Annotated in this window: 5 protein-coding genes; 3 read left to right on the top strand and 2 right to left on the bottom strand. The window is 40.9% G+C overall.

The features are described from left to right. Nucleotides 1–30: 30 nt before the first annotated feature. Together ACYQ0C_RS13410 and ACYQ0C_RS13405 are read left to right on the top strand one after the other, a co-directional pair. On the top strand, nucleotides 31–3,234 hold the full coding sequence (locus ACYQ0C_RS13410) for a SusC/RagA family TonB-linked outer membrane protein (RefSeq protein ID WP_459976820.1): 3,204 nt from the start codon (nucleotides 31–33) through the stop codon (nucleotides 3,232–3,234). 24 nt (nucleotides 3,235–3,258) lie between these two features. Beyond that, on the top strand, nucleotides 3,259–5,229 hold the full coding sequence (locus ACYQ0C_RS13405; RefSeq protein ID WP_016276098.1) for a RagB/SusD family nutrient uptake outer membrane protein: 1,971 nt from the start codon (nucleotides 3,259–3,261) through the stop codon (nucleotides 5,227–5,229). A 112-nt stretch (nucleotides 5,230–5,341) separates the two neighbouring features. Here ACYQ0C_RS13405 and ACYQ0C_RS13400 read toward each other — a convergent pair whose 3' ends face one another. Beyond that, nucleotides 5,342–7,138: a RagB/SusD family nutrient uptake outer membrane protein gene (locus ACYQ0C_RS13400; RefSeq protein ID WP_016276097.1), complete on the bottom strand. Its 1,797-nt coding sequence runs from the start codon at nucleotides 7,136–7,138 to the stop codon at nucleotides 5,342–5,344. A 21-nt stretch (nucleotides 7,139–7,159) separates the two neighbouring features. After that, entirely contained in the window at nucleotides 7,160–10,078 is a 2,919-nt protein-coding gene (locus ACYQ0C_RS13395) for a SusC/RagA family TonB-linked outer membrane protein (RefSeq protein WP_459976819.1), read from the bottom strand. Between the two features lie 142 nt (nucleotides 10,079–10,220). Here ACYQ0C_RS13395 and ACYQ0C_RS13390 point away from each other — a divergent pair, with 142 nt between their 5' ends. Next, nucleotides 10,221–13,376 carry a SusC/RagA family TonB-linked outer membrane protein gene (locus ACYQ0C_RS13390; protein ID WP_032941674.1) on the top strand — a complete coding sequence of 1,052 codons (3,156 nt, stop codon included), beginning with the start codon at nucleotides 10,221–10,223 and terminating at the stop codon, nucleotides 13,374–13,376. The last annotated feature ends 8 nt before the right edge of the window (nucleotides 13,377–13,384 follow it).

Genomic DNA, 13,384 nt, shown 5'->3' with positions numbered 1-13,384 from the left:
ATTGTTAACCATAGAAAAATGAGAAAAGACATGAAGAAATGTCCGAATCAGACTTTGGGTTACGGCATCAGACGTACTCCTATAGTTTTGGGACTGTCAGCCGCATTGTGTATGCCGGCTGCTTTTTCGTATGCAAATGTTGGTGAAAGGGTGGATCGTGAGTCGGTTCAGTCTGTTTTGCAAACGCATACAGTCAAAGGTACAATCGTAGATGAAACAGGAGAGCCGATGATTGGTGTGTCTGTGATAGTGAAAGGGCAAAGTACTGTCGGAACTATCACCGACTTCGATGGAAACTTCGTTTTGGACGTTCCTGCGGGCAAGGGTATACTTGAGGTATCATACATCGGGTATAAGACTCAGGAAGTGGTCGTAGGCAAGAACGCTCAGATCACCATCAAGATGGAACCGGATACACAGGCGCTGGATGAAGTGGTGGTGATCGGTTATGGTGCGGTTAAAAAACGGGATTTGACAGGTGCTGTTTCTTCTGTTAAAAATGAGGATATTACTTTGACACCTGCTACCAATCCTATGCAGGCGCTTCAAGGACGTGTTGCCGGACTGGATATTACTCAGGCTTCAGGACAACCGGGTGAGGGACCTAAACTGCAATTGCGCGGAACACGTTCATTTACAGCTAGTGGTGACCCGATGTTTATTATTGATGGTATGCCGGGTGATTATTCTACGTTGAATCCTAATGATATTGAGTCCATTGAAGTTTTGAAAGACGCCTCTTCTACAGCTGTTTATGGTGCGGCAGGTGCCAATGGTGTTGTTATCATTACAACTAAAAGTGGTAAGGCGGGAAAGATTAATATCAATCTGAATGCCTATGTTGGTTTCAACGGATGGGCTACGGTTCCAGAGATGCGTAGTGGTGACAGTTATATCAATGTACTTCGTGAAGCAAATCAAATTGCCGGAACATATTCTACAGATGAGGCGCTGTTTTCTTCGCCCGAAGCTTATAAGGCGCATGTGAACGGACAATATATAGACTGGGCTGATGAACTGTTGCAGACTGGTGTCACACAAAATTACAGTTTGTCGGTATCCGGAGGTACAGAAAAAACAAAAGCATATTTCTCTTTAAATTTCTCTGATGAGCAGGGACAATTTACAGGAGATGATTATAAAGTATATTCTACCAATATGCGTATTGACCATGAAATAAAAAAATGGTTGAGTGTGGGTGTGAATATGCAAGGATCCTATGTACATAGAAATAAAGCATACTCCAGATTCATTAATTCATTGGTATCTGTTCCTTTGGGATCCGTTTACAATGAAGATGGAAGTGTCAATGTTACTCCGGTTCCGGGTGATGGAAATACGATTAATCTTTTGTTGAATCGAGACAAGAGCGTATACCGTGATAACAATCAAAATTTCAAGTTGTTCTTGAATCCTTATATTGAGATTCGTCCCTTTAAAGGAATGACTATCCAGTCACGGTTGAATGCCAGTCTGGGATACGATAAAAAGAATTACTTCCAAGGTATTGGTTCATATCAATATTATGCATCAGATGGTCCGAATGCTTCTGGAACTTCTGCCAGTGTATATGCTCAGATTGATCAGAATAGAAACTATAATTATAAATGGGAGAATATTTTCACTTATAATTTTAATATCAAGAATGAACACGAATTTACTGTAACAGCAGTGACTTCATGGGATCATAATCAAACAGATAAGTCTTGGCAGAAGCAGGACAATATTAAGAATAATTCGTATTTATGGCATAATATGGATGGTACAGGAATTGTTTATTCCAATTATACCATGTCTAAAGGGTTAGGCTTGGTAGGACGTATCAATTATTCGTATTTAGGTAAGTATTTATTCTCAGCATCTGTTCGTCAGGATGGGTCTTCAAGACTGGCAAAAGGTAATAAATGGAGTACTTTCCCCGCTGTATCTTTAGGATGGAGAATGTCGGATGAGAAATTTATGCAGGGAACTAGTGACTGGATGAATAACTTGAAACTTCGTTTGGGTTATGGTGTGACTGGTGCTGCATCTATTGACCCCTATTCTTCTGTTGCGACTGTAGAATTGGACGGATATTATAGTTTGGGCGGTCATAAGACAAACAGCTATAAATTTTCAGAAAACGTAGCTAATGCTGATTTGACTTGGGAAAGATCTCACAACTGGAATATTGGTTTGGATGCATCTTTCTTCAATAACCGTATTGATTTAACTGCTGATTATTATATAACAAATACGGATGGTGTAATTTGGAAGCAGAATTTACCAGTTGTCAATGGTGCATACAATGCTTCTAAGTTGTATTATATGAGCAAGAACATTGCAAAGACACAGAATCATGGTTTGGAATTAACCTTGAATACACGTAATATTGTGAATAAAGAATTCACATGGAGCTCCGCTTTGACTTTCACTCTGAATAATGAGAAAGTTAAATCATTGATTGGCGGTACGGCAGACCATGTTAAGAATGATGATTATTACTTGTCTATAGGTTATCCTGTAAATTCATTCTATGCTCCAAAGATTGATGGTATGTGGCAGCTAGGTGAGGAAACAGATGCGGTAGCATTTGGTTGTGCCCCCGGTGATATTAAAATTAATGTACCGGGAATGATTAAAGAAGCCGATGGTAAGTTCTATAAAGTAGGGGATGATGGTCAGCCACTGACTGACAAGAATGGAGATGTTATCTATTATACCAAAGATAACAGATATACTTACAGTGACGCTGATTCGCAAGTCTTAGGCCATAATGCTCCCAAATGGACAATGGGGTTCCAGAACTCATTCACATACAAGAATTTTGACTTGACAGTTTACGCTTATTTCCGTTGGGGACAGATGATTAATTATGAAATGTTAGGTTGGTATGATTCAACAGGTAAGGGTAACTTCCCTACTTATTTTAACTATTGGACAGAATCTAATCCTTCCAATGATTTTCCGGCATTGAATGCTAGTCGTGAAACAAAAAGTTATATAGGATATGGTAGTTTGAACTATGTGGATGGTTCCTTCTTTAAGATAAAGAATATTACATTAGGATATACTTTCCCGGAACGTCTGTTGAAGAATGCCGGTATCAGTAAATGCCGTTTATATGCTACTATTACAAACCCGTTAACCGTTGCTAAAAGTCATTTATTGAAAGATTATGATCCCGAAATGAATGGTGCTTTGAAGTATCCGTTATCCAAGCAACTGGTATTTGGTGTGAATGTTTCATTCTAACAAAAACATTAAAGACAAAAAAAGATGAAAAGATCATTATATAATATGGCTTTGGCCATTTGCACAGCAGCTGCTATGTACTCATGCTCTTTGGATGAATATAATCCTAGCGATACATCTGGAGAAGGAGAGTTGAAAACTGTAGAAGGGTTGAAAAATTTGGGCACTTATTGCTATTCTCCACTTTATGACCAAATGTTTTCTGCTTCCGATTATTTGGCTGTAGCAGAAACAGGTACAGATATATGGCTTACCCAGAATAATAAAACAACATTGCAGCAATTGTTCTATTATGAGGGGCTGACTACCAGTACTAATGCTACAGACAAACTATTCTCTCAGGCTTATACTTGTATTAATACTTGTAATGCAGTAATAAATCGTGCAGCAGATGTAACAGAAGGGGATAAGAATGTGCTGAAAGTGGTAGTCGCTGAAGCGAAATGCTTGCGTGCTTATTATTATCTGGTACTTGTTACCAATTACGGCAATGTGACTTTGGTAACTACGGAATCAACAGATACTAAAATTATGAATCCCGTTCGTTCATCTCAGGAGGAGATTTACAATCTTATTATAACTGATTTGCAAGAAGCGGCTGCCGATTTGAATACCACTCCTATGGACGGCAATTATGCACGAGTAACAAAAAAAGCTGCTTTAGGTTTGTTAGCCAGAGCTTATGCGCAAGGAGCTGGTGAAGGCTTGAGTGAAAATGGTGTTTCTTATTGGCAGCGTGCTAAAGAAGTAGCAGAAGATTTGATTGCCAACATGTCTTCTTATAATGCATATTTGTATGATGATGTGGAAGATGTATGGGCACAAAGTAACAACCGCAACAATAAAGAAGCTTTGTTTATAGCTTCAGGACCTCAGGCAGGAACTGATGCCTTTACATACGGTTCGTATGGAGCGAATAAATTATTTACTTTCACTTTCTGTGATCCTAATAAACTGAGTGATATTTATCCTGTGGGCAGTAAGCAAAATTACTTCTATGGTCGTGTGAATAATAATTTTTATGCACCTTCTAAGTATTTAGTGGATTGTTTTGACGCACGTTATGATAAACGTTGGGAAAACTCATTCACAACGGCTTTTTCTCTGTTCTCCATGGTACAGGCCGGATGGCGCACATACAATGATAAGAATGCAACGATTACATTAACTGAAAATTTGTGCGCTAAGTATGGCATTGATGCTAAATTTGCAGGAAAGAAGATATATCCGTATGTCGATGTTGATGCTATTAATCTGGGATCTAATGGTGGTAATCAATATGTTGCCAGTGTATGGCCCAAAGGGGAGTATTCAGGTGATGTAAACAAACTGGTTAAAGTGAAGAATCCTTATGTGAATCCTTATCCATTAGCAGAGGATGAAGATCGTTTTATCGTTTATTTGTCAAAAGAGTATTTGAGTGATGCTGAAAAAGCAAAACGAGGATATATTTGTGTGAATATTGATGATTTGTTTGCTGCGGATGGTAAATACAAGGAAACATTCATTGATGCCCAGCAGACAAATACTTATACCTTGTTTCCTTCATTGAATAAGTTTAATTTCAATTTCGAGGGAGGTTTTTATGGAAGTAATTTGCAGTGTAAGACAGGCGACATGTTTATTATGCGTATGGCTGAAGTATATCTGATTGCGGCTGAAGCGGAAGAACGTTTGGGTAATGGCGCAAAAGCGGCTGAATATTTGAATGTCCTTCGTAAGCGTGCTTGTCGTAACGAGGCTGATTTCGAAGCTAATATGAAATTGACTACTGCTACTGAAGACGATGTGCTGGATGAATATGCTCGTGAATTGTGTGGCGAGTTTACCCGTTGGGCTTTGCTGAAACGTCATAAAGCTTTTGAAACGCGCTTGCCTAAATATAATCCTCGTGCAGCAGTCAGCTTTAGCCAGAAGAACTATTTACGTCCTATCTCATATACATTCCTGAATCAGATTGAGAACTCGGCTGAATACGGTACTAATGGCTATTAATATCATTTTTTGATAGTTTGCAAAAGAAGGATTGTTCCCTTGATGGAAAACAATCCTTCTTTTTTATTTTCTATAAAACCAGCCCCTTCAAGGAAGCCTCATTCGTTGAACTTTAATAGCCCGGATTCTGAAATTCCGCACCATTGGTTATCGTTGCGGTAAATGTTGTTGAAATAGGGCGTAATGCATAATTCGGATCGAAGAACTGTGCCAAATCAGGATGCGTTTCTTCCAGATAGTTTTTATTCTTAAACATGCCGGTGCGTTTTAAGTCATAGAAACGGCAGTATTCACCACAAAGTTCACGGCCTCTTTCATCAAGGACTGTACGCACTGTCGCTGTCCCTGTTAATGGAGTTGCTCCGGCACGGGTACGTACCTTGTTTATATATCCCATGGCATTAGTACCTCCGTTTACATAAATATCAGCTTCCGCTGCTATCAGATAAACCTCAGCCATACGCATCATGAAAGTAGCATTCAGGTTACCATTACGTTTCTTGGAAGCGTTAGCTACGTAATAACGGCTGCTGTTATGTTTGTTTAAAGAAGGATAGAAATATCTGAATTGATTTTCCGTTCCTTTGTATTGCATGTTTACATTACGCTCTCCGTCATTGTACACATCTTCATACGCTATCAATAAATAATCGGATGTATGTCTGTTTGCTTTTTCTTGAGTATACTCTGCATCTTGCGGCATAATGAACTTTATAGACAGATCCCCTTTTTTCAGAGATTGCCCCACCACTGAAGCGTCTTTGTCGTACATGTTCACAGCACTTGCATCCCATGTATAGTCTTTATTCGCGTTCCATTCTGTGGTGAATGATGAGTGGAAACGAGGGTCGAGCGTACCGTCATTTTGTACATAAAGATTCAAGAGATGTTGTGTCGGCATGAATATACCTGAAATACATCCTTCCCATGTCAAACGGGTTTCTTGATTGTCTTCGCGTGCACCGAATTTATTGACATTGCATAAGAAATATTCGTTATTTCTGTTCAGCTTGTAATTACCATTACTGGAACCATGCCCGTCTGCTCCGGCATACCATCTATGCTTCCACAAGGCTTCCTTGTTTTCCCAGTTGTTAGCTTCTTTGAAAACTTCCTCGTAAGTAGGATACATGTGCGTGTTATACTTTCCACCGCCTGCTTCGCAGTCGGCTATTAGTTCTTTTGCTGTATCCAACGCTTTTTGGAGATATTCTTCAGAACCATATTCATAAGTTTGCAGACAAGCTTTTGCCAAGAAACCTAAAGCGGCTTTTTTAGTCGGAGTAGTGGTGGTGGCATCTGTTCCTACGGTCAGCCATTCAGCGGCAAACTCCAAGTCGGGAATGATCACTTCTTTATAAATGGTCATAGGGTCGGTACGTTGGGGAGTATAGTTGACTGTTGTTTCAGGTTCTGTCAACATAACCACACCGCCAAACTGTTCAACAGCATTAAAGTAATAGATGGCACGTAAGAAACGGGCTTCCGCCACTTTGGCATTGCGTTCTGCTTCTGTCTTGTAAGGAGCGTTGCCGGCTAAAGCAATGGCTTCGTTACAAGAACCGACTCCATCATAAGTTCCATTCCACCAATTGTTTGTATAGGTTGTGTTGGCACTTGCACCGGCAAAGAACCAAAACCATTGAGTATAACTGGTAGACTGATTGGCTTGATAGGTCCAAAGATCAGAATCCCCTTCCGTCAGGCTCATCCAACTGTCTGTTCCATAGAAGTACCGTTCCATAGCGAAATAGCACTGATTTATCAAGGTTTCATAACCTTCAATGGAAGTGGCTAGATTTTCTTTTGTAAAACCTGCCGGATTATACTCTTCCAGCGAACAGGAGCCGAAAGAGACAGTAGCCAAAGCTACTGAATATAAAGATAGTTTTCTGAATATATTTTTCATATCTATATGTCTGCTATATGATTAGAAAGTTAAATTGACTCCAAATACAAACTGTCTGAAAGTAGGGAAAGCATCCGAACCGTTTGTTTCAGGATCAGTACCTTTTAATTGCTTGTCTTTCACATAAATGAACGGATTATATGCTGTCGCATAAATTCTACATTTTTCCATTAGAGCTTTACGTGACACCTTCACGGGTAAAGTATATCCTAACGTGATATTCTTTATCTTAATGAATGAACCATCACGTACACGTAAAGCCGAATAGACTGTACTTTGTTCGGAACCAGTACCGGGAGCGGGATAATAGGCTCCTTGGTTGCTCTCTGTCCAATAATCCACACCTGCCAGCTGATTGGTGGTTACACTTTGCTCGGCGGTGTAATAGCCCAGCAGGTTACTGTTGATCGTTTGTCCGTAACGTGCCATGGCAAAGACCGACAAGTCAAAATTCTTATAAGCAAACGTATTGTTCAAACCGATAATCCAATCGGGGTTTGTATGACCTAAAATCTGACGGTCATTGGTGCTGTATTTATGTGCTCCGCCATCACCGTCATTCTCCAACGTTTCAATTTGGATAAAACCAGGTTTTACACCATACGTATCCAGTATATCTTGTGGAGTGTCTGTACCCCAGATTCCTGTGTACTTGTATCCATAAATGGACTTAATGGGTTGTCCGACAAATAAATTCTCAGAAATCAAGTCTCCGGTAGGCAATTCTTCGATCTGTTCTTTACTCCAAGTAACGGACAATGTGGTATCCCAGCTGAAATCTTTCGTTTTGATGTTGTGAGAATTGATTGTCATTTCCACACCATGATTGCTTGTTTCTGCTATATTCTGCCAGATGGACAGCGGAGAGCCCCATCCTGTCAAACCGCTGGTAATAGGTAAAGTCCGTTTAAACAGCAGCCCTTCGGTCTTTGTCTTAAACCATTCTATAGAGCCATCCAAACGGCCTCCCAACAGTCCGAAGTCCAAGCCCACATTCCAGTTATAGGATTTTTCCCAACCTAAATCTTTGCTACCATAAGTTCCTGTATATTGGGTAAACGAAGAGTTATTTCCATTCAATGTCAACCCGTTTCCTGTATATACGTAAGCTTGAGTCGTTGTTCCGTATGCACCTACACCACCCGAGTTTCCGGTAACACCATAACCGATACGAAGTTTTAAATTACTCAACCAGTTTTTGGTAGAATTCATGAACGGTTCATCCGATATGCGCCATGCCACGGCTCCAGCAGGGAATGAATCCCATTTATGGCCTGCGGAGAATTGTGATACACCATCCCAGCGATTCGAGAAGGTGAATAAATACTTGCCTTTATAAGAATAGTTAAAACGTACCGCAAAAGACATTTTTTGTGTTTGCGCAAAATCAGATTCCACATGTTGCGAAGCACCCGAAGTCAAACGCCAGAACGACCAACGGTCTACCATTTGCCCGCTAGCGGCAGCCAGACTGCTTTCATCTTGATTCTTGTTCCATGAAGTAATAAACGATGCTCCGACATTGTGATCTTTGGCAATTGTCGTATTGTACGAAAGGACATTTTCCCAAGTATAATTCCAAGCATTTTTATTGGTAATTGCAGCGTGTGGTGAGCCCGCATAACTGGGACGATTGGCATTACACTGATTTCCCCAGTATTGTCCTTGGCGAGAATCGCTTAATGTTCCATTGATACGGCTGGTAAAAGTAAAATCTTTAATCGGGTTAAGTTCTAAATATCCGCTTACATTCAGATAGGTGGAACGAGTGTTGTTCACGAATTGGTCTTCAATAAAGTCTCCGAGTGGGGAGTATTGTCCGGAAATGTATTCATGGTTGATTTTTCCGTTTTCATCATAAGCATCTCCCAAGGGGAAAGATGAAAGCCCTTTGGTAAAGGTATTCTTCACGCCTTGATTCCTGTCTTGATAAGCAAGATTGGAAGTAAAACCAATCTTCGCCCATGAGAAGATCTGCTGGTCGATATTTAACCGCAACGAATATCTATTCAAATTGTCATTACTCAACAAACCTTCTTCTCTATTGTAAGACGTGGAAGCGAATATTTTAGTCTTTTCACTGCCGCCTGATACAGACAGGCTGTATTTTTGCGTAGTGGCGGTATTCCCTGAGGCTTCATCAACCCAGTCAATCCATTTTCCATTATTATAGGCATCTGTATAAGCTTGGTTGCCAAATAGTGCCGACATATCCGATGGGTATTCTCCATTTTTATATTTATATGCTTCTTTTTGATAGGTAACCCATTCATCTCCTGTCATACCATGCTTGTAGTTGGGCGATCCGCTAAAGCCATAATAGGCATCGAAATTCACAGTCGCCTTGCCTTCCTTTCCACGTTTGGTTGTAATGATAACAACACCATTAGCACCTGCTGAACCATAGATGGCCGTAGAAGAAGCATCTTTTAATACATCCACGCTTTCTATATCCGAAGGATTGATTTGGTTATAACTTCCAGGAACACCATCAATAATGAATAGTGGCTCATTATTACCGTAAATAGAACGAGAGCCACGTAATGTAATAGAAACATCTTCTCCTACTTGTCCGCTTGACTTCACAATATCCATACCCGCAATCTTTCCTTGCAAAGCTTCCATTACATTCGTTGTCGGGGCTACTGTCACATCTTCGTTTTTCATAGACGCTACCGCACCTGTCAAATCCCTTTTCTTGACGGTACCATAACCGATCACCACCACTTCATCCAGCGCCTGTGTATCCGGTTCCATCTTGATGGTGATCTGAGCGTTCTTGCCTACGACCACTTCCTGAGTCTTATACCCGATATATGATACCTCAAGTATACCCTTGCCCGCAGGAACGTCCAAAACGAAGTTTCCATCGAAGTCGGTGATAGTTCCGACAGTACTTTGCCCTTTTTTATGTGAATGGAATAAATTTATTTTTATGATTCAGCTAAAATGAATACAAAACGAAAGAAAATAAACTTTTGTTTTAATGTATTTTTATAATTAAGCTTGAGTACAGGGGCTTTTTGCATGCGTCATTTAAATAAATGAGATAAAATAAAAACTTGTTAACTAATATAACAGAATAAAAAGCATGAAAAAAAGTCCGAAACAAAATTGGGAAAGTTCTATCAGACGTACTCCCATTATTTTAGGGTTATCGGCGGCCTTATGTATGCCGTCTGCATTTTCGTATGCAAATGCAAGTGACCCCGTTGCCGGTGAATTAGTCCAGTCTATCCAGCAGGGACGTACTGTTACAGGTAAAATCATAGACGATACAGGGGAGCCGTTGATTGGTGTTTCCGTATTGGTGAAAGGTACAACAGTAGGTACGATTACCGATTTTGACGGTAATTATTCTTTGGAAGTTCCCTCAGGTAAGAATGTGCTGGTCGTATCTTATATAGGATATAAGACGCAGGATGTAACGGTGGGAAAAGGTAATCAACTGAACATTAAAATGGAGGCCGATACGCAGGCTTTGGATGAAGTGGTTGTGGTAGGTTATGGCGTGATGAAGAAACGTGACCTTACAGGTTCTATTGCTTCAGTGAAGGCGGCTGATATTGTGAAATCTCCGGCATCTAATGCCATGGAGGCATTGCAGGGGCAGGTTCCGGGTTTGGACATTGTACGTAATTCAGGTAAGGCTACTTCGGGGGTTACTATTAATATTCGTGGCCAGCGTTCACTGTCCGATGTGAAAGATGAGTTTGGTAACAATGTTGCCAATGCTCCGCTATTTATCATTGATGGTATGCAGGGAGGTGATTTCTCGGATATTGCTCCGGCCGATATTGAATCTATCGAAGTGTTGAAAGATGCTTCTTCTACGGCGATTTATGGTTCGCAAGGTGCTAATGGGGTAATCATTATCACCACCAAGAAAGGTGCGCAAGGCAAGACCAAATTCTCTTACAACGGTTATTTTGGTGTCAACGGTTGGGCGCAATATCCTGATATGCTGAGTGGGGAAGACTATATGCAGGTGCGTCGTGAAGCGGCCCGTACCGGCGGACAGTGGAGTTCTACCGCTGATGACCAGAAGCTTTTCACGGTAGAAGAGTGGCAGGCCATTCAGAACGGTGACTGGACCAATTGGGTGGACGAAGTGCTTCATACAGGTCTGGTCCAAAGCCATCAGGTTACAGCGTCGGGAGGTACGGAGAAAACAACCGCGATGTTGTCTGCCGGATATTATCAGGAAAAAGGTTCCTTCAAAAATGATAAAATGGATAAGTACAACTTGCGTATGAACATTGAACACAAGTTGGGCAAGACCGTGAAAGTAGGAGCGACCACACAAATCACTCATTATGCACAGGATGAGCGTGCCGAGAATGTGTTATGGCGTGCCGCAACTAATGCACCTCTTGGTAAAGCGTATGATGAAGATGGCAAAGTGGTGGAATATCCATTGGGAAAGAATGGACAGGTAAGTCCGTTGGTGGACGAGGCTTCGGAAATAGTTGCAAGGCATCATGTGCTGAAAACCAATTTGATAGCCAATGGGTATTTGGATTTTACGCCCATTGAGGGATTGACTTTACGTTCTAATCTGGGTACTAACTATGCTTTCTATCGTAAACAGGATTTTGAAGGAGCAAGCTCTATAGACCGTTTGGGACAGAATTCATCTTCACAGTCCAGAATCAAGTCTTCCGAAAAGAGCTTTGTGAATTGGGATAATATCATCAGCTATAACAAAACCATCAAAGATCATACTTTGGGCGCCACTGCATTGACTTCGTGGACGCAATCCAAATATACATCAGTGAATGCACAAGGTGAAGGCCAGCTGGTTGATTCTTACTTATGGCATAATCTGGGGGCTAATGATAAAAGCTCTTATGTCATCGGATCGGATTATATACAGCATCAGACTTTCTCGTATGCTTTGCGTTTCAACTATAGTTATAAAGGTCGCTATATGCTGACGGTTTCCAATCGTTGGGATGGTGACTCACGTTTGTCAAAAGGCAACAAATGGGCAAGTTTCCCCTCAGTAGCTGCTGCATGGCGCATTAGTGATGAAGCGTTCATGAAGAATGTGGAAGCCCTTAGCAACTTGAAGCTGCGATTGAGTTGGGGTAAGACAGGTAACTCGGGTATCATGGCTTACGGAACGCAGTCGGGCTTGACTCCGAAAACAAACTCTGCTTTCCAGGACAATGGCTATACCTATTATATATACAATGAATATGTAGGTAATGAGAATGTAGGTTGGGAGATGTCAAACACCTGGGATTTAGGTTTTGATATCGGTTTGTTCAACAATCGTATTTCGGCGGTTGTCGATTTGTACCAGACAAAGACAACTGATATCCTGTTGCCCCGTACTTTGCCTACTTCTATGGGAGGTAGTAATGCAACTCCGTTCAAGATGTATCAAAATATCGGTGCAACCATGAACCGTGGTATTGAAGTATCGGTAAATACCGTCAATGTAGATAACAAAAACTTTAAGTGGAACTCCACCCTTACCTTTGCTGCCAATCATGAAGAAATTACCGATTTGATTGATGGTAAGGATATCATCGGTGCTGAGCGTATTACTGAAAGTTTGTTGATTGGTCGTCCTTTACGTTCTTATCGTTACTTTATTAATGAAGGTGTCTGGCAGGAGTCCGAAGCTGCGGAAGCTGCTAAATATTTTAAAGACTCAAAGAAAAGTCAGCCCTTCAAACCAGGCGATATCCGGTTGAGAGACTTAAATGGTGACTATATTATTGATGACAAGGATGAAACTTACATTGGCAGTAACTCACCGAAGTGGACCGGAGGGTTTAACAATAACTTCAGTTACAAGAATTTCGATTTGAACGTATATATTATCGCCCGTTGGGGACAGATGATTGATTATGAATTGGCAGGAGCGTACGATCCCCAAGGAAAAGGAAACTTCCCTTCTTATTTGAATTATTGGACACCGGAGAATCCGTCTAACGATTTCCCACGTCCGGCTCAAACCAATTTCTATAACTATCTGGGATATGAGTCGTTGAACTACATTGACGGTTCTTATTGGAAGATCAAGACTGTATCACTGGGTTATACGTTCCCCAAATCTTGGATCTCCAAATTGGGCGTGTCCAAACTTCGTGCGTATGTTACTGCCAATAACCTCTTCTCTTTTGCCAAGAATCATTTGATTCAGGATTACGATGCAGAACGCGGAGGATCAGCCAAGGCTCCATTGCAGCGTCAGTTCATATTTGGTTTGAATCTTGATTTCTAACAAATAAA

The organism is Phocaeicola sartorii JCM 17136 = DSM 21941, assembly GCF_054653615.1.
This window is presented reverse-complemented; position numbering and strand designations above follow the sequence as displayed.